General features: G+C 38.6%; 16 protein-coding genes. All 16 read left to right on the top strand.

Annotated elements, in window-relative coordinates:
• The first annotated feature begins 998 nt into the window (after positions 1 to 998).
• Positions 999 to 2,279, top strand: coding sequence for a hypothetical protein (locus L6475_RS08795; protein ID WP_237819130.1), 1,281 nt, complete (start codon positions 999 to 1,001; stop codon positions 2,277 to 2,279).
• Positions 2,280 to 2,302: 23 nt separating this feature from the next.
• The gene (locus L6475_RS08790; protein ID WP_237819128.1) at positions 2,303 to 2,875 is read left to right on the top strand and encodes a hypothetical protein; all 573 of its coding nucleotides are present in this window, start codon (positions 2,303 to 2,305) and stop codon (positions 2,873 to 2,875) included.
• Positions 2,876 to 2,899: 24 nt separating this feature from the next.
• Positions 2,900 to 4,441, top strand: coding sequence for a hypothetical protein (locus L6475_RS08785; protein WP_237819126.1), 1,542 nt, complete (start codon positions 2,900 to 2,902; stop codon positions 4,439 to 4,441).
• A 240-nt stretch (positions 4,442 to 4,681) separates the two neighbouring features.
• Complete coding sequence (locus L6475_RS08780) at positions 4,682 to 7,831, top strand: hypothetical protein (protein ID WP_237819124.1); 3,150 nt, start codon at positions 4,682 to 4,684, stop codon at positions 7,829 to 7,831.
• 61 nt (positions 7,832 to 7,892) lie between these two features.
• Positions 7,893 to 9,167, top strand: coding sequence for a hypothetical protein (locus L6475_RS08775; RefSeq protein ID WP_237819122.1), 1,275 nt, complete (start codon positions 7,893 to 7,895; stop codon positions 9,165 to 9,167).
• A 12-nt stretch (positions 9,168 to 9,179) separates the two neighbouring features.
• On the top strand, positions 9,180 to 9,824 hold the full coding sequence (locus L6475_RS08770) for a hypothetical protein (protein ID WP_237819121.1): 645 nt from the start codon (positions 9,180 to 9,182) through the stop codon (positions 9,822 to 9,824).
• A gap of 2 nt (positions 9,825 to 9,826) precedes the next feature.
• Positions 9,827 to 10,885 (top strand): serine protease, encoded by a 1,059-nt coding sequence (locus tag L6475_RS08765; protein WP_237819119.1) that lies wholly within the window; start codon positions 9,827 to 9,829, stop codon positions 10,883 to 10,885.
• On the top strand, positions 10,875 to 11,858 hold the full coding sequence (locus L6475_RS08760; RefSeq protein WP_237819117.1) for a hypothetical protein: 984 nt from the start codon (positions 10,875 to 10,877) through the stop codon (positions 11,856 to 11,858). Before L6475_RS08765 ends, L6475_RS08760 begins: the two co-directional genes overlap by 11 nt.
• On the top strand, positions 11,851 to 12,717 hold the full coding sequence (locus L6475_RS08755) for a hypothetical protein (protein WP_237819115.1): 867 nt from the start codon (positions 11,851 to 11,853) through the stop codon (positions 12,715 to 12,717). Before L6475_RS08760 ends, L6475_RS08755 begins: the two co-directional genes overlap by 8 nt.
• Before the next feature lie 301 nt (positions 12,718 to 13,018).
• Positions 13,019 to 13,783: a DNA/RNA non-specific endonuclease gene (locus tag L6475_RS08750; RefSeq protein WP_237819113.1), complete on the top strand. Its 765-nt coding sequence runs from the start codon at positions 13,019 to 13,021 to the stop codon at positions 13,781 to 13,783.
• A 2-nt stretch (positions 13,784 to 13,785) separates the two neighbouring features.
• Positions 13,786 to 14,325 carry a zinc finger-like domain-containing protein gene (locus L6475_RS08745; protein WP_237819110.1) on the top strand — a complete coding sequence of 180 codons (540 nt, stop codon included), beginning with the start codon at positions 13,786 to 13,788 and terminating at the stop codon, positions 14,323 to 14,325.
• A gap of 379 nt (positions 14,326 to 14,704) precedes the next feature.
• The gene (locus L6475_RS08740; RefSeq protein WP_237819108.1) at positions 14,705 to 14,902 is read left to right on the top strand and encodes a hypothetical protein; all 198 of its coding nucleotides are present in this window, start codon (positions 14,705 to 14,707) and stop codon (positions 14,900 to 14,902) included.
• Positions 14,899 to 15,744, top strand: a complete 846-nt coding sequence (locus tag L6475_RS08735; RefSeq protein WP_237819106.1) for a caspase family protein — start codon at positions 14,899 to 14,901, stop codon at positions 15,742 to 15,744. Before L6475_RS08740 ends, L6475_RS08735 begins: the two co-directional genes overlap by 4 nt.
• Positions 15,744 to 16,391, top strand: a complete 648-nt coding sequence (locus L6475_RS08730) for a sigma-70 family RNA polymerase sigma factor (RefSeq protein WP_237819103.1) — start codon at positions 15,744 to 15,746, stop codon at positions 16,389 to 16,391. Before L6475_RS08735 ends, L6475_RS08730 begins: the two co-directional genes overlap by 1 nt.
• Positions 16,392 to 16,462: 71 nt before the next feature.
• Positions 16,463 to 17,146, top strand: a complete 684-nt coding sequence (locus tag L6475_RS08725) for a hypothetical protein (protein WP_237819101.1) — start codon at positions 16,463 to 16,465, stop codon at positions 17,144 to 17,146.
• A gap of 188 nt (positions 17,147 to 17,334) precedes the next feature.
• Positions 17,335 to 20,049, top strand: a complete 2,715-nt coding sequence (locus tag L6475_RS08720) for a CHAT domain-containing protein (protein ID WP_237819099.1) — start codon at positions 17,335 to 17,337, stop codon at positions 20,047 to 20,049.
• Positions 20,050 to 20,067 lie beyond the last annotated feature (18 nt).

The following is a 20,067-nucleotide window of genomic DNA, read 5'->3' as shown; positions in this document are numbered from 1 at the left end:
CATTCAGTTGTAACGCAACCACCGTTCAATTGCACCATAACATTAGAGTAATTGTGCCATAACATTAAAAGAATTGCGCCATAACATTCATTCTATTAGGAAATAGTAGAATAAAAGTTGCAACATTGGGTTGTTTTTACTCAAAACAGCCTGATGAGAACACATAAGGAAGAGACAAAAATAGCTAGTTTTTGTTCTAGATTGAGAGCTTTTTTTTGTCTTGAAAAACGAAAAAAAAGGTAAAAGGTAAGAATATAAAGGTGGATTAAAAAGAAACATTCACCCGTTCGGCCGAAGGACGCTTGCAAAACAAGACACCTTTTCGACTGGATAGGGTAGTAGATAAATCTACTTATATAATCATTTATTTGTATCCCAAGAAAGTTGTATAGCAGCCAACAACGAAAGATTTTCTGTTCTGAAAATAGATTTTTTTTGTTTGTTTTTGTATTTTTTTTGCTAAAAATTGTGCTGATTAATAAAAATATTGTATTTTTGCCGATGTGATTTGCGTGATATGTCAACCTTGGAGTTGATATCTCTGCAAGTTACAAAGACATATTTGCTCAAACTCTCCTGACGAACCGCTACCTCGAATGAGATTTTACGAGCAATACCTATACATTGTTGGAGTTGCGCATAAGCGCAGACTTCATCCATAAATGTATAGGGGGTCGTAGCGGACCTGTCAGGAGATATGGCAGTTGTCTGCGCTTTTCTTTGTCCAAAGTTTTCTTCTTTGGCAAGCGACGAAAGGTCGAGTAAGTGCTTGATTGCCAATGTGTACTAGTTACTAACCTAAGACAAAGAATAAATATGGATTTACTATTTACACCAAAATTTCAGAGGAATCCTAAAAGGATTAAAGGGAATATGCAAAAAAGTCCTCAACGTTCAGTCTACAGGCTGACGTTGTAGGGCTTTCTGCGTTTTTCTTTTTTTACAGATAAGATGGTTACTTTTTTAAGGTTGCTTGCATAAACTAAAAAAATACAAATATGAAAACAAAACATTTTATCATTCCAATGCTATTTGGTGCCGCACTTGTTAATATTGCGTGCGGAGGAGAAACTAAACCTGACCCAAAACCTGGGCCAGGTAATGACACAATTGATACAACTCCCCAACGTACAGTTGTTGTCGACACCATTGTTAGAAAACCATCTACCTCAACCCTATTATTCGATGCGTCAGGAAGTATGCATGGTTATCTTAATAGTAGTGGCGATCCACGTTTTATAGGTGTTATTTCACATTTCGAGAATATGTCTGGCAATACCGTTGTTCGACTCTACGGCAAAGAAGAGGGGAATCCTATTGAAAGAACAGACTTTGACCGTATGCTGAATAACAGAAAGATTGAATGGAGCAACGAGTCCGACTTGAAAGCAATGGTGCGTTCAATGATAGGTCATATTGACGGTGGAGACGATATTTGTTTCTTGCTTACTGATGGTATATTGAGCGGGTCAGATGCAGACATCAACGATTCACCTGACAAGAGTTTTAATATACGTATGCGTCAAAAAATGTCTGAAGACCTATCCTCTTTGCTGAGTGAAAAAAAAGGTAAATTATGTGCTTTGATTGCTAGGTACAACGCAAAGTTTAATGGCAAGTATAGTTGCTACAATAATGATGGGAAAAAACTGGTAAACAAAGACCGCCCGTTCTTTGTTATCGCCATTGGAAAATGGGGTTGTATCAAATATATAGAGGGAAAACTGAATGAAGCAAAAACTGCTAATGGAATAACTACTCCATACGAAGATATAGTAATGATTGGCGATGCGTATTCGTATCAGAAAATCAAATTATCAGCAGCAGAAGGACTCAATCCAAAAGGTGGTAAGTTGATCATTAAAAAAGATTTTAGAAATGAAAATGTTGCACTTAGTGCAGATTTAGGAGTGCTGCCTGCTTATATGCAGACTGACGATTATATGAACTCTAACATTGAATTGTACGTTCAGCATGGTCAGAAAGCCGAGAAAGTTCTTGACAAGGATTATTATGAAGTATCAGTAAACAGTGTTAATGGGAAAAAGATACTTCGTCTAAATGTAAAGTCCAGTCAATTGAGAGACTCAAAGTTAACATTTAGGCTCAAATATACACTTCCAGAATGGATTGAGGCGAAGTCGGATGACAACGACCTCGATATTGCAACAAATCCTGCAAAACTGGGCAAGACTTTCAATCTGAAGTATTTTATATCTGGTTTCACCACTCTTCACAATGGAAAGTATATAAAGGAGCAAAGTCTTGATTTCAAATAAAATATTAACTAAAAAATACAATTATGTTTACAGACTTCTACAGTTGGTGTACCTCTTTGGGAGAAAAGTTCCTGAATGGTGGTGAGAATGAAGAATTCGTGGATTATTACACAGGCTACTTTGCCGACACTTCGGTATGTAGCACAATCTTCTGGACTGGTATGGGTATCGCAGCAGTCATTGCTGCACTTTACTACTTTGGTATTTGCAATTTTGTATTTAAATTGGCAAAGCGGTGGGTATGGTTATGTGTTCTTGCATTGGTGTTTGTAATCACACTATTTACTACTATTCCTCAGATTGTTGGTCACGATGCAGACAATCCAGAGGATGCAACGGGCATTTTCTTTGTAGCCTATAACATAGAAAGCGATAAGCTTGACGGGACGGAGGATGACAGCATGCGTGAAGAACTACAGCAGACGGCCTCAGATTTTCGTGAACAGTTCCTTGCCAAGGAGGATAGTGTTATGATGCGCGAATCGCTGCCTTTGGAAATGGCATTAACCAATGCTGTTTATGCTATCTTGCTATTTATCGTTCTGTCATTCCTTTTCAAGCGTCACACAACCCATGGCGCAGCAGTACCATTTTAAATAAACTAAATACCGTATTGAAATATGAGACTATTTCTTTTTGCAATCGGAGGCACAGGAGCACGCGTCGTTCGTTCTCTTACTATGATGTTGGCCTCAGGCATTGATGGTTTGGACAGTTCTACCGAAATCGTTCCCATTATCATTGACTATGATTTGTCTAATGGTGATAAGACGAGAGCAATCAAGGCTCTTGAAAACTATTCGGCAATACACCAGAGTTTATATCCTGACACAGCACAAGGGAAACAGTATACAGACCATTTCTTTATGACAACACTTACGCCGTTAAGTCATGCTGGAGTGGCTAATGCCAATGCCAATCTTAAGAATTTTGAATTTAACTTTGGACCAACAGGCAGTGCTATCAAGTTTTCAGACTATCTGAATATGCAAGCTTTGAACACCAGACAAGATGTTAAACTTACTGAAGATTTACTGTATGCGCTGTATGACAATTCTGACGGAACGAGCAAAAATGCAGAACTGGAACTTGATATGGCTAAAGGATTCAAAGGGAATCCCAATATTGGCTCTGTGGTATTCCATGATTTGCGCGAAAGTCCCGAGTTCAGACAGTTTCAGAGTACATTCAATGCAGCCACAGACAAAGTTTTTATCGTAAGTTCTATATTTGGTGGAACTGGTGCATCTGGTTTTCCTGAGATCGTAAATGCTATTCGCACAAGTAATCTGGCAACACTTCGTCCTGCCACAATAGGTTCTGCATTAGTTTTGCCCTATTTTGACCTTCAGCAATTCCATCCAGAGAGAGGAGATACAGGTGCTATAGACGCCTCTTCTTTCAATGCCAAGACTCGTGCAGCTCTTAGTTTCTATGCTGCAAATGGTGGTATCAACGACAACGTTAATGCCCTTTACTATATAGGTGACGAGAATCATGACGCATATGACTACAACGAGGGAGAGAACCGCCAGAAGAACGATGCCCACGTCGTAGAATTCGTTGCAGCCAGTGCCATTATAGACTTCCTATTGAGACCAGCGAATAATAATCAACATCGCTCTTACGAATTTAGCATTAAGGACGCAAAAGTAGAGCAAAGTATTCAATTACCCGATTTTGAAGAAAGTACACATAACCTCTTCCTCAATAACCTATCAGCATTCGTCATCGCTATGAAGTATTATCGAGAAGTCATATGTGGTGATAGAAATCAGATTGCAACCAACACCGCATTTTACAGTCGCTTTACTCTTTCAAACAGGTTAGGGAAAGGTGTGTATAGTTTGATAGATGATTTTCTTAATGCAAATTACGAGTCCGCGAAAGATTGGGGGTTCTATTCATGGTGGAAGGAATTAGAAAAACATACTCATAAACTCATCCCGTATGTGTTGGATAAGAGTGAAGAAATGAAAAAAGTGCTTGCTCATAAGACTATTGAAGCACCACATGCTTGGCAAACCAACCCTATTCGTGACACTACTTTGGCAAGTGAACTTAATCAAAATACTCAGAATCTTCAAAACTATTCAGACCAGACTTTCTTTAAAGTACTGCGAGATGTGATGAAAGCAAAATATGAACAAGTAAAAAAATAGCATAATATGGCATACGCATTTAGAATACACGAGCCAAAGAAAGTGGGTGATCCTGCTCCCGCATCGGCTAACACAATGACAGGATGGACTGAGACTGGTCATATAGCAGGTAATCTTCTGGGGAATATTCCTCTGGGAATGAATAGCAATAAGATGGGAACATCCATCCCTTCCCTCTTTGCTCGTATCTTTTTGTTTGAAGGAGCGTTTCAGACTTTAAGAGGCTGTGACATAAATAGATTGCGTCAAGTAGACTCAGACACGGCACTCGTATCAGAGTGTCTGGACCTTATTGAGTTTGTTTATCAACATGGCAATGATCCAAAGCTTGTTATAAAGCATTGGAATGCCACAGAGCAGATTCGCAACCTTAGAAATGATGGTTTCCCTGAACATGCTAAGTTGGCAAAAGTCATAGAAGACGAAATATTGCTTTACCCACAATTACAAGATATTTTCCTTTTTTTCTGGAATGACGCAACACCAGCCAATTTGCAGCCACAAGAATTTTTGATTGGTGGTACATCACCGTATACACTCGCGTTCACATCTCCAAATTGGCTACGATGTGTAAAAGAGAATTTCTCCTTCAACCGCATAAATGGTCGTCCTCTGTTCAATCCAAACGATATAGAGCCCTTAGAGACAAGAGACAGTGCGTTTAAGGATATGCTCTATTCTTTGCGAATGGCTTACCAACAGGAGCTCAACTCACAAGCACCTTCATTCAATCAGTATATTACAACTACTTGGAATGCAAATGGGCGTCCGCAGACTACAGCTATTAATAAAGCTGGTTTTATGGCGTCGTTTACGCATATTGTAGATAAGAATGGGGCAAATATTCATTCTGCTTCACTCCCTCTGTGCTATAAACAAGTTCAGCCAACGGCGAGCGGATATGAAATCATTCCGAAATCTAACCGTTATGCGAACTATACTGCTAAAGATGGCAGTGTGGTGACTTTAGATGTCCCTCTTGCATTGAACGAAAATGGCTTGACTGATGTTCCTTATGTCGGTACTTCTGTGTGGGATTCCCAAACTTGCAAGATTAACGAAGCGACCATTAGGAATACGGAAATGCATAAGCGTGTGGCACCAGGTTCCATGGGGGTGGAATATCCTTTCCTCATTTGGAGCGATTTCTTAGAGGATAAGATCATAAAATTGCCCTTTAAGGTGAATAGCAAATCATTCAACACAGCATTTGATGGAGAGACTCAGTATATTCTTCCTTTGAAACGTACTTTCTTCAAGTACTTCAACATTGATGACATTGATCAGAATGCCTGTCAAAATATAGACAAGAAACTGGTCGAAATTAAGGTTAATGGTGATGCTGTGGTCGTAACTATTAATGTGCCTATCCGCGACACTACATATCGTGTAATAGAGTTCAAGAAAGAATACTCTGGAACAGACATTGTAAATGGGAACTTCCTGCTTGGGTTCTTCCCATTCTATCGTTGTGAGGACAATCGACTGAACCGTTATAGCATTATGAATTGTGGTTCTGGAGCAAGGCTTAATTTTGTTAGTGTTGATAATCTTGATCGGAATGTGGATGCATCATCAACAATCCGCACACCGCAACAAAAACTTGTCAGTCAGACAGAGTATTATCTTGTGAAATCATCTTTCGATTTAGTTGAAGTTTCCATCGGTGGCGTAAAGGGCCTAATTGTTCCACAGATGCAAAAGGTGGGGCAGGTAACAAACCACTATAAGTTTGCTGTAGACTTTGGAACATCAAATACATACATAGCACATACAACGACTGCTCAGCCAAGGCCAGAGACACTTGAAATTGATGACCATGATCAGCAGACAGTTTATTTGAATAAGGCCAACGACTTTGGTGACTTAACAATGATGCGCCCATTCATGGCTCGTGAGTTTGCACCAGTTCACCTTGGCAAGGATTTCGAAATATCATATCCTGCCCGTACAGCTACTTGTGAAACAAACAATTTTGAAAGTAACACTCCAGATTTGTTTGGTACCATATCCATAGGCTTCAATATGATGCATGAGCCACAGGCCTTAAACATCTTTAAATATAAGACGGGGTTGAAGTGGCTTTTGGAGGAACACCCTGGTGACCAGCATCATACTAACCGTGTAAAGTATTACTTCCTTCAGACGCTATGGATGTTGAAGAATGAATCACTGATGAACGATGGTGATGACACTTTTGATGTTTATATCACCTTCCCAGAGGCAATGAAAGACCAGGAAACTCTGATGGGTCTTTGGAATTGGGCAAAGAGTGAGCTTAACATCAATTGCAATTTCTTCTATGGAACAGAATATAGTGAATCAATAGCTCCCTACAATTGCATGGCAACTCAAATTGGTGGCTCCAGTTTTTTGAATATTGATATTGGTGGAGGTACGAACGACCTTCTCTTTGTCAACAAAGACGCAAATGGTCATATTGCCAGTGCCCACTATTCTTCTTCAATGTTTGCAGGTGATGATCTGTGGGGTGATGGTATACAAATTTCCTCCAATGCCCAACTAAACAATGGCTTTGTAGACTATGTGATGGGACAGATTGAGCAAGCTGAGCAGACGTATAAACAGGAAATCCTCTCGCCGCTAAAGTCGCTTAAAGGTGGTGTGACAACGTCATCGTCAGATGTGATGGGGTATCTGTTCAAATACGACAGCGTATTCCAAACGTCTGCAAAAATAAAGGGACAACGTAACCTATACAGTATTATTTTTATACACTATGCTGCATTAATGTATAATGTGTCGCGCCTTATCAAGAAGATGAACATAGACATTCCTCTAAATTTGTCGTTCACAGGTATGGGTAGTAAATACATCAACTTGATTTCCACCAATCCTAAGACCATCAAGAGTCTCACAGTTCTTCTTTTAGAAAAATACACAGGCAAGAAGGTTGATCCAGCGTTTACTATTATTAGTGCCAAAGATGCCCAAAATGAGAATATTGATGTGAAAGAGATTACCGCAAAAGGAGTCTTAGAAGGATTGAGCTTGAACCAAAATTTCCAAATTCCTGCTGATATTTTAAATCCAATCATAGATTATGGATTTGATAGAGAAGGGGAGTTAACTTATGCTGGAGTAGCTACTGATGAAGTACGTGAAGCAGCTCTACAAAGTTTTGATAAGTTTATTGACTCATTGCAAGATCCGGACTTCTCAAACTTCATCTTTACCAACTTCAAGAAGCTTACAATCTCTAAGGAGCTAATTGCTGATCTTCGGAAGTTTGCCAAGCAGAGTTTCGTCACAATGTCTGCTAATATACCAGCTCAATACCGTGACCTCAATGTAGCAGAGACATTGTTCTTCTGGCCGTTGAAGAACTCTTTGGTTGAACTCTCAAAGAATTATGCTAAGTATAACTAGTTTGTTTTAATAATGGGGGTGCGCATGAAAAAAAATGCGCATCCCATAAATTGGTGTAAATATGAAAACAAAAGTTTTAGCAGTAATAGCTCTGCTTTGTAGCTTGCATACTATCTATGCGGTTGAGATACCTAATAATAACTTTAGGGTGCTACAGCAGGAAAAGGATAGAACAGAAATAGAAGTTTCAGGTGATTGTAATATAAAAGTGGCTAACATCGCCCCAGAAGGGAAAGAAAAAATTTATGGCGATAAGGTTGGAGCTCAAATTTATGGGGGGATTAGTAATACTTTATTCAATAAACATCAAGTAAACCCTAATATGAATAAAAAAGGTATTGATATACTTCGAGAGAATAATAGGGTTGTTTTAAAAATAGAATATGAGAAATTAGAAAAAACAGGAACAGAAATAGTAATAGTTTCTGCCCTATATAAGGACTCGTTACATGCTAAACCTGAGGAACCAGGATACTTTCCTGGTGATTCATTCAAAATTTTGATAAAAAAAAGTGGAATGGAAGGAAAAGGCGAGGAGGCTGCAGTGACAGGAGCTGTAACCTCTTTACCATCAGGGCAAACTGTCAATAATACTCTTGACATAAATGAAATAAAAGGATCACTGGAAACTTTGAACAAGGATGTTGATAAACTTAGAAATATGAGCAATCCTGAAAAAGAATTATTAAATGTTATACCTTTATTTGCAGCTTTATTGATAGGGTTATTAATAGGCTACTTTTTATACAGACAGAATAGAAAAGTATTGAAAGAACTCTCTAAGGAATGCTCTGATTTGAGAAAAGTTGTGGACAACTGGGAAAAGAGAAATAACACTCAAGCTGTTTCTCATCAGAATACGCAGCAAAAGAGCAAGGGAAAAAGTTCTATGACAGATGATGAAATCAAGAGGTTCATTGTAGAACAGATAAAGAGTTCGCAGGCACATTTTTCTCCATCGACACTTCAACCCACTATCGCCACCAATTCTAATTTGGATTCTGTCGCAAATTCTGTAAAGAAAGTGGAGCAGACAACTGATACTGATAATGTGAAGTATCATCAAGAGGACAACTCTTTTTCTTTGGAACAGACCGATATAAAAATCTTTAGAATATATTCCAAGAAAGGAGAATACTATTATACTATCGTAGACGATTCTGCCGTTCGCGAAGAACTAATAGGAATGTTACAGATGTTTGAGGGGTGTATAACATATCAGACCACAGATGGCGTAGCAAAAAGAGTAGAACCTGTCACTGAAGGAAAACTCAGAAAAGACGGAAATAAGTTCTATGTTGATGTTAATAATAAACTGGTCGTAAGATTTGTATAAATGGCAATGGATATGGATATATTTGACAGGATAAAACAATTTATCAATGAATCTATACAGTCTCTTTTTGTGCGCCAAAAAGAAGACCTTAGTCTTATTATCCATAAGGAAGTACTCTCTGCCGTGTCAGACCTGAAGACGTTCGTGAGCCAGCAAGTGCAAACAAATGAACGTGACATGGCAAATATGCAGCAGACAGTATTCTCGCTGAATCAAGGTGTAGAAAACTTATTGAGAAGATTAGATGCCATACAAGAATCTATAGATTTGTTACAAGAACGCCAGTCAGATTTGCCAATATCAGAAAGCGCAGTGCAATCTGAACCGCTCAACCCCGTAATAACAATCTGCTATGCAAAAATGGTGGATTCAATGAATCCTCTGGGCTTTAAGATAGAAAATTTGAAAAGTGCAGAAGATGGGTGTGCATTCAAAATAATACTTACGGATGATTTGGAAGGCACCTACGAAATTGTTGCGGATAGAGAAATCCAACAGGAGATGCTGTCCGCCTTCAATCCTCTTATTTCTGATTCTTCAATTTACGACTTTGTCCCTCAAAATCCAACGGGTGTTTCCGTTGTTCTACCAGGAACAGTCGTGAAAGACAACAATGTACTCCGAATTGTAAACAAACAAAAAATAGAAATCAGTTGACAATGAAAACTATAACAAAAGCATTATATCTCTTAACCGTATTGATTGCTTTCAACGGTTGTGGCGGTAATGGAAAGACTGGCAACATCAAAGTCGATGGAATCCAGAGTAAAGTTCAAAAGGTTCTTTCTGGAAATGAAATTGAACTAAAAAATGGTCTGAAAGTTCAAATCCTTGGAATCAAGCCAACGGAGCATACCAAAGATTATCTTGAAAAACAAGTTAAGGGGGAGACCGTAATCGTTATTGCTGATTCAAGGCAGAAGCAATTTATAAAATCGTATAAGACAAAAGTAAAGACTTATGTGAAGTTAAAAGGCGAGAAATATTGTATTTCAGGGAAACTACTGCTAAATGGAACAGCGGATTTAAGGCAGACTGCTGTTCATGATTCATTGGAACACTTCAAGGCTTATCCCAATATTGGGGGGGGGCGACCTCCTATGTCTCAGACGGAATTACTGACCTATATGAAGCCAGCAACATTTATGGTTTATTGTCAAAATGAAGGACTTGGAACAGGATTCTTTATTAATGACAATGGATTAGCTTTAACTAATAACCATGTTTATGATGGAAGCCAAAATGCAGTAATATGTTTCTTTGGAGATGATGGAAAACTTGATGCGACCAATTATCGTAAGATTAACCGTGTCCTTTATACCGTACGAACCGGAGAAAAAGAACGCATAGATTTTACAGTTTTTCAAGTACAACTTGATAATGGAGAGAAGGTTCGCTATATGCCACTTATTAAGCAGCATGCGAGAGATGGTGAGAAAATTGCGAAAATAGGCTGTCCTTTAGGAACTTCTCTGTGCGATTTCCAACCAGGCACGTTGAGCCACTACAATGAGGGGTATTTTACACATAATATACCAACTAATCATGGTGATAGTGGAGGACCGATTGTCAATTTTAAGGGAGAAGTGATAGGCGTAAACCAGTCTATAGATTTTAATGATGTTATTAGGGAACAGGCTAAAGGTATAGCATACGGAGTAGATGCTGTATTAATTCGACAAGTACTTGACGAAAACAATATTCAATATGGACGTTAACTTCGATTTTTTTGAGAAGTTTATTGTTAAGCAGATAGTGAATACGGTTGATTATAATCCAGAAACGGATGAATATAAAATAAACCGTATTCACATTTCTGACGAAATAATCGCTGTTATAGAAGATGAAGGGGTCAGGTATGGATTGAAAAGAAACCAAATAGGCCATATCATTTCCCAGGTTGCAGAAAACATTAGAACGAAACCTGCAATTAAGTTGAGATATGATAGCATTGACGTTCCCTCTTTAAAAATTGGGAAACATTTCAGAATCAATATATTGCATCCAGAAAAAGGGATACACTATATTGAATTACTTGTTACGAACAAGTACCATTTTTATGTTCTCTCATCAGATATAGTAGGTGTTCGATATGGAGACGAATTGCATGCTTTGGATACCACATGGAATAATGGCTATTATGTAGATTTTACAGTTACTCGTGGAAACAACAAACAACCCAATGGAAGAAATATACTGAGATTGGGAAAGTTGCAAAGCATTGAAGAATATAGCCCTTCTGTTGTGCATGAGATTCTTGATTCTGAGTCATCTTTTACTTATGAAAGTATTAAGACCAGTCAAGGAATGAAGAAAGCTGTAGATAAAAGTAAAGATAAGCAATATTTTTTCTGGATTCCAAACAAATGGAAACCAATAACATTCAGTTGGAGAGAAGGAGATGCCCAAGATGAAGTAAGTGCTTTTATCATAACAGATAATGAGGATGCGACTGAAGCAAAAATAGCCATCAATAAAGCTTTTCAATTGCCAACTGACGAAAAAATGTTAAGTACATTGATGGAAATCCTTTTTGATTGCTGCAAATGGAAGAATGCCTTTAATGGTGTTGACAATTTGAAATATATAAAGTCTGTTAAGGCAGGCGTTGCCAAGAGAGTCGTATCGGATTTAGGTTATAAAGAATGGGAACTTATAAGTCAACCTCAAATTAAGTTTATTTATGAGTAAGACAGTATTAACATTCCGTGAATTGATAGAACTAATAGATGCTTCTGTCAAGTCTGGGAAAATAAAAAAGGATTATCCCGATTTCTTGAAAAGTTGTCGAGATTTAGGGATATCTTCCTATATTCTGAACACCATCATCGTTAGAGCGAAAGAAGGCTATAGCAATAATGATAATAACCATGAGGATGTGGACTTTTCTTTTTTTGTTCCTTCTAAGTCCAAACAAGAAAAGAAAGATGAAAACACTCCAAAAGAAATACAGGTAGTAACAAAAGTAGAAAGAAAAACCAGTAAGACAGTATGGTTGCTTATATTATTTGTAATAGGGTGTTGTATAGCAGAAGCTGTTTATATATATAATATTAATGAAGATAAAAAGTGGTATAGTAGAAGATTAGATGAATCAATTAACAGGAGTACAGAACTGAGCAATACGCTTACAACTATTTCTGATATGACAAGTAATCTTTCCGATGACTCGTCTTTTAGTAATTGGCATTCTTCAAATCACGAGAAAAGTTCTGAATCGCATAATAATTACAGTTTTACTGCATCAAAAGGCGACAAACTCTCATTTAATTATTATGTGTCGTCTGAGGCAAATTATGATTATCTGACAATAACATTAAGTGGCGATAGTATTTCCACAAACGAATTGGTGAAAGTATCTGGAGACTCTCACAATTCACGAGTCTTTGTGTTTGAAAAAGGCGGGGGCTACAATCTTCAGGTAAAATACTCAAAAGATAGCTCTGTTGATAAGAATAACGATAATGCAGGTGTGTCAAATATCAGTTTACATCGTAATTATAAGAATCTTCTTGACAACATTCATACAATTAGTGATATTAACAATTAGTAAAAAAATATGGCTATTGGTCCAATTATTCAAATAATTATTGGTCTACTTATTTGGAAAATAGTTCCTGGGTGGATAGAGTATGGTGACAAAAAGGTATGCGAGTTTATTAAACTGTGTTGTAATATTGTTGGCATAATAGTAGTGCTATATGGGGCTATAAGCCTAATGCTACAACTTGTAGGGCTGCTTCCGTCTTGAAAAAGGAAGTCTAAAATGGATGAAAAGTTCCTTGGGGAATTGTCTCAGTTCACTGCTTATTACTTTCCTTCAGTCATGCACTATGTGTTCACAACAAAATGTGAACACATCTGTTGTGACTGATTCTTTAGAGGAAACACAGGCTAACGTGAACCGTGAGGTATGGAGTACATTGCCTGAAGTGGGCTATCCTGTCATCCCTGACACAATTCATGAAAAGCTGTTAGAGAGATACTGTTACTCTGTATCATATAACAAGTTTACTCGCCAGCCTAATTGGGTGATGTGGCAGCTTACGGGAGAGCACGTGATAAAGCGAAAAGAAGGTGTGTGGAACGAATACAGAGAAGATACAGAACTACCTTCAGAGATTCGCTCGACATTGGAAGACTATGCTTCATCTGGATATGACAGAGGTCACATGTGTCCTGGCGGTGATTGTAACTGGGATGATGAAGGAAGAGATGAGACTTTTGTGCTTTCAAATATGTGTCCCCAGCACCCAAAGCTGAACAGGGGTGATTGGAAAGAAATAGAGATGGCTTGTCGAAAGTGGGCAAAACAATACGGTAATATCTATATCGTTTGTGGTCCTATCTTCTTGAAAAGTCAACAACATGAAAGAATTGGACTGAATCAAATCCCTGTGCCAGAAGCATTCTTTAAGGTTGTGCTGTGCACAGATTCCTCGAAGCCGAAAGGAATCGGATTCATTTGCAGGAATACCGACGGGAATAGGAAGAAGGACTTCTATGTAAATTCTATACGGCAGGTGGAAAGAGTTACTGGCTATCGGTTCTTTCCCAATCTGGAGGATTCTATTAAGAGTTTAGTGTATGATATGGATGATATAAACAACTGGTGAATATGAAAACTATAAGCTATGTTTTTCTGTTAGGAAGTGTATTCCTCATCTCTTGTGGTAACTCTTCAAAGAGCGGCTCTTATGAGAACAATTCCTTTGGAGAATACTCTTCTTCTGAATCGGAAGACGCTGGTTATGAAGAACAAGAGGCTCAAATGGTAACTTGTCCGATGTGTAACGGAACGGGAATCTTCGACTTTATGCCTGGTGACATGATGGCACCGAAACAGACCTGTGGCGCATGTAATGGCAGTGGCATGTGCGATGCGAATACCGCTCAACAAGTGAGACAGGCACAAGCACAGATTGATGCGATGATGAGCGGTGGAGGAAGTGCCGATGGTTATAACTCTGGAGGAAGTGGACGTGATGCGTATCAGATAGAATACGAACTGAATAAGGCATACGAGCTTCTTGAAGGAATGGAACAAGATTATGAAAACTGTACCAGTGTTGTGATTCGTGCCCAATACCCACGGATGATTGCAGACCAAAAAGAACGCATACGCCAACTGGAAGCGGAACTGAGGAATGCACAATAACACTCTTGGCTTATGCTAGAATAGAATGTGATTTAACATAAATTATTTACTTTGATTATTTGATTTTAGGAAATTAACAGTAGTCATTGTTGTGAAGAATGTGAATGGAAATTGTTAAAGTCTTTCATAGGCAAGTTTCTTTAGATAGACTAATCTCATAAACAATTTTTTTATAAACTGAAGTTGCGCCCGACACGGATTAAGGGAATAAATATGAAGAAACTATTGTCAATTGCGGTGTCAACGCTTTTCTTTTTCGCATCATGTACAGTTCAGGATGACAGAACAGGACTTCCTTGAGATCCGGATTGTTCTTATTGTCATGGAGATGGATATTTTAAAAAAACAGATCTCTTAATATTTTATACCTATTACGATTGTGATTGTAGGTATAGGAATAATACTGATGTCGAGAGTGACTATAATGTGTCATTTCAAGGCGCACAGACTGGCTATACAGGAGAATGCAAGATCTGTGATTGCCCAGCCTATGACCGTTCTGCTGATGGAATATGTGAATGTGACCATTACAAGACCGATCATAAGTGGCATAATTAAGATTATTGGCGAATTATGAATGACTATTATAATGTAGCATTAATAATAACAGCAATATTGCTTTTCTTGTCAGTGCCAATAACAGCACAGACAAGAAGAGCACTTATAATAGGTATTGGAATACAAAAGGATGAAAGCTGGGCTAAGATAAATGGTGATAAGGATATCCCATACGTTCAACTGATGTTGAAAAATGCTGATTATATAGATGTTAAAGCTCTTGTTAATCAAAAAGCCACGAAAAAGGGGATAGTTGCGGCATTCAAGAAACTTACTAGTCAATGCTCGGTTGGCGATGTGGTATACATACACTTTTCTGGACATGGACAATTGGTGACGGACGTTAATGGAGACGAAAAAGATGGATGGGATGAAGCTTGGGTTCCGTATGACGCCTATAGGAAGTATTGTAAGGAGGATAAAGGAGAAAAACACCTTATTGATGACGAAATCAATAAATTACTGACCGCAATCCGAAACAAGATTGGTGATAGCGGCAAATTGCTCGTGGTAGTGGATGCTTGTCATAGTGGGGATTCCTCACGAGGTGATGACATCGATGAAACAGTTAGAGGGGTAAAAGATGAGTTTGTGATACCAGTTAAGAAACATGGAAAGACCGTAAAAGCATCTGAACAGTGGATAACGCTAAGTGCTTGCAAGGACTATCAACTGAATCAGGAAATCAAGAGTCCAAAAGTTGGTAAACTGACATATGCGCTCTATATATCGGCAAAGAAAGGAACTGTGGATTTTACCTCCATTGAAACAATAATGAATAGGCACAGGTCTCAATTGCCGCAAACACCAATGTTGACAGGTGATACAAGCAAGTATAATATTTCAGATTTTCTAAAATAATGGCTGACGTACGACTTTATGCAAAGACCTATTCCGATGTAGCATACGTGGAAGGAATGTATAGGCGAGATCCTGTGATGGAGCGGGCCTTGCACTACCACTGTAAGCAATACTTCGATGAGAAATACCGTGGAGTGTTCTTCGTGGGCGATGAACATAAGAGGGAGATTTTCCATGAGTCATTTGTTACACTTTGGGAAAAGATTGAAAAACGGAAGATTTATGTTGAGAATGGGGTGCTGAAAGGTAAAGATGGTGCGCCATTCAATGGCAAATTGACAACATATTTTATGAGCATTGCCAAATTGAAGTTCATGGAGTGGGGGAGGGATCATCATATTGGTCAAGACTCAGATGATGAAGAAAAAATACGGAAAGCTAAAGATGCCGAGATATACAAGGAGGTGCTTTATGACGAGGATGATAACACTATGTTTGAGATTATCTCGGATTGTATTAGTCACATGTCGACGCGATGCAACCAAATTCTCACCATGTTCTATTACGAGGAGAAAAGCCTGGAAAATATTATGTCGGAGTTGACAACATTCAGAAGTAAGAATGCACTGAAAACAGAGAAATATAAGTGTATGGAAAACTTGAGGAAGTCTGCCAAGGAAATTTATCATAAATACCTAAATACATAGTTTAGAGTTGAGAGTTTAGGGGTGAGAGTTTTAAGGTTCAAGAGTTTAAGGACTTAAGAAATATAGAAGATATGAAGATAGAATTTCAAGATAGAATAGACGATTATCTGCTGAACAGAATGTCTGACGAAGAACGTAAAAGTTTTGAGTTAGATGCAGCCGTAGATGCAGAACTCAAAGAGCAATTACAGTTCACAGAAACCTTACAGCAGGCTGCAAAGAGCAGGAATGAGAAACTGACTTCTATGGAGGAATGGAAAGATGACTATGTGTGGAAGAATGAGAAAGTTGCAAATCGACGGATATTCTATTGGATTTCAGGTTTAGCAGCTATCTTCATAGCAGGATTCTTCGTAATTCAGAATCTCTATATGGCTGATAATTCCAGTGAGTATTCGCCTTCGTTAATGATAAACGATGTTACATTGCGTGCTGGTACAGATAATTCTGAGATTGAAAAATTACTCGGTCAAAAGAAATATGAAGACGCTTTGAACCTGATTGAAGAAAAGTATTTGGCTGTGCAGGATGATTCCTTGGATATTGTGCAAGACGCTACGATAGATGCAGAGCGAAAAGAGTATGATATGCAGATTGTCAAGGACAAGCAAGATGAACTGAAATGGTTGAAAGCTCACGCTTTGCTTGGCCTGAGTCAACAAGAAACCGCACTTCGTATTTTGGATGAATTGCGCAATGATGAAGGTTATTACCAAATGGCTGCAGACTCTTTACTTCAACTAATTAGAAGGTGATAATGGATAGAATTGTAAGCTATGTGTTTATACTTTTGTTCAGCATAAGTGCTTATGCACAAAATATGTCGAGAAACGCTGTAATAAAAGAATATTCGACGGCATTGTCGTATATGACTAAGGGGAATCATCGATATGCGGAAGCTCGAGAAATACTTGGGAGGATTTTATCATACTCAGATGAAGATATGCGCCAACGTATCTTGCCCAAGATTCCGTTGGCGTGGTATTTTGAAGGCTCTCAGTTCCAACTGGAACAGAAATATGATAGGGCACTTGTTTGTATGGAGAAAGCTCGTGATGGCTTCCATGAAATAGGCGAAACGAAGAATGAGATAGATGCGTGGTACCAGATAGGAAACATTAAGATTTTTTGTTATCTCCCCAAAGATGCGATGGCTGCCTACCAAAAAGCAAGTAGCCTTGCTGCTTCTATTCATTATGATAGAAAGTTGATGGGAATATTAAGGGAGCAACGTAAGTTGAGTGAACAACTTGGTGACAGCAAACAAACATTGGCTATAGAGCAGAGAATGGACTCTTTAGCAACTATAAGCAATGATAATCAAGTACGCTTTGTCTATTATAACAACTTGGGTGATATAGCTAAAGAACAAGGAAACTACAAGTTGTCTGAAAAATGGTATCGGAAGAACAGTGCTTATATAAGCCTGTTGGGCAATGATTATAAGGGAGCAGACAAGTATCTATATTACTCTAATCTGCGAAATCTCTTTGTAAAGACCGAAAATTTTGATGAGGCTTTGAGATATGCTATTCTTAGCAAAGATGAGTTTCAGGGAAATACGGAAGTATCAGATAAAAACTATTATATGCCTTATATGTCCATTGCCGACATATATAGATTGAAAGGTGATAGTATACGATGTTTCCAATGTCTTGATACCTTATTCTTATCTATGCCACGTCTCGATGAGCCAAGGGAAATAGAATACTTATTTATCTTAAGAGCAAGATGTCTGTCTAGCTTTAGAAAGTACGATGAGGCATTGGCTGACTATCGAAAAGCGGATGATATTTTGGCTACAAAGTATGAAGAAACGGATGGTGATCGTATCAGACTATTACCTCTAATGGGGGGAATTGAACATAAGTTAAACCATCATGAAGAAACGGAAAGACTGTATAAGATATATGCTGAAAACATAAAGCAACTATATGGAGACAATCATGCTGAATATATAGACGCATTAGGTTATTTGGCTAATGCAGAGGGATTTGCTGGTCACATTGAGTCAGCTTGTAATGACTATGTGATTGCGGTAAATAAATTGAAACGTCAGATACAGGATCGACTACCTTATCTAACCACGGCAGAACGTGAAGGCTATTGGAGCTTAGTGTCACAGCTCCTTCAGAATATGACACCGTTTGCCTTAGAAGCCAAAGAATACCAGACTGCTTTTACGAGTGCTTGTTATGATGGCCTTGTATTGTCGAAGGCATTCTTATTAGAGACGGAGCGCTCAACCTTTGACATGATAAAGAATAAAGGCACTGATGAAAACCTCCGTGACTTCACCATGATAGCAGCTATGCAATTGAAAATAAGAGAATGGGAGAAGGAGGGTAGTTCTCGTACTGATAGCATACTAGAATTGACATCAAAAGTCCGTCAGTTGGAAGAAAAACTGTCAGACCATTGCCGCAGTTATGGAGACATGACCACTTTTATGAACATTGGTTATAAGGAAATCAAGGAAAAGCTTAACGATAATGATGTCCTAATTGACTTTACTGATTATGTTTCAGAAACCCGAGGAAGGGTATATGCAGCTTATCTTGTGGACAACAAGCAAGAGAATCCTCTGCTTCAGAAACTGTTTACAGAAAGTAAGATAGACTCTATGCAGGTAGCCTATCCGGACCAATACTATGAAAGTCCATACGCAGAATCATTGTACCAGCTTTTGTGGATGCCATTTAAGGACAAAGTGACGGTAGGAGCAACAGTCTATTACGTTCCATCGCAACTGCTTTTCCAATTTGCACTGGAATCGCTGCCGATGGAAGACGGCACACTACTTGGTGAGCATTATCATTTCGTAAGACTGTCATCTGCACGCGAGTTAGTAAATATAGACAAAAAACTTGATATAGACATGGCATTGGCCAATACCAATGCAGTGTTGTATGGCGGTTTGTTGTATGACTTGGAGGCAAATGATTGGGAGGTTGAAGCCAAGAAATATGATGTGTCGTCATTGCTTGCATTCCGTGGGGATATTCTTCAAGGTGATTCCATACCCCTGTTGCCCGGTTCAAAGAAAGAGGTGGATGCCATAGAGAAGATTATGAAATCTCATCAACTGAAAGTGGAATCCTACACAGGAAAACGAGGCACGGAAGAATCTTTCCTGAACATGAGTGGAAAATCTCCACAGATTCTTCATGTGGCTACACACGGTTTCTTCTATACACCTGATGAAGCGAAGAAGATTGACTATTTACGTGGTTATGAGGATGCCATGTCGTTAACAGGTCTGATTATGTCAGGTGCCAATGTTGCATGGCGCGGTAAAGAACTGCCGCAGGGGGTACTTGGCGGTATCTTGACAGCCTCGAATATCGCCCGCTTGGATTTGAGCAACACAGAACTAACGGTGTTGTCTGCATGTCAATCGGGAAAAGGCCAGGCAACGCCTGAAGGTTTGTATGGTTTGCAGCGAGCTTTCAAAAAGGCTGGTGTAAAGACAATGATTATGTCTCTATGGAATGTCAGTGATGTTGTCGGTTCCGAGTTTATGAATCAATTCTATGAGAACTTGCTCGATAAAGACAACCACTTTGATAAGCGGAAAGCCTTTGAGATGGCGAAATCAACTATCCGTGATAAATACCCAGAACCTTTCTACTGGGCTTGTTTTGTGATGCTGGATTAGACAATATACACTTCTGTG

The sequence above is a fragment of the Prevotella sp. E9-3 genome (assembly GCF_022024015.1).
Classification (GTDB): domain Bacteria; phylum Bacteroidota; class Bacteroidia; order Bacteroidales; family Bacteroidaceae; genus Prevotella.
Note: the sequence above shows the minus strand (reverse complement) of the source record. Positions and strands in the feature narration are given on the sequence as shown.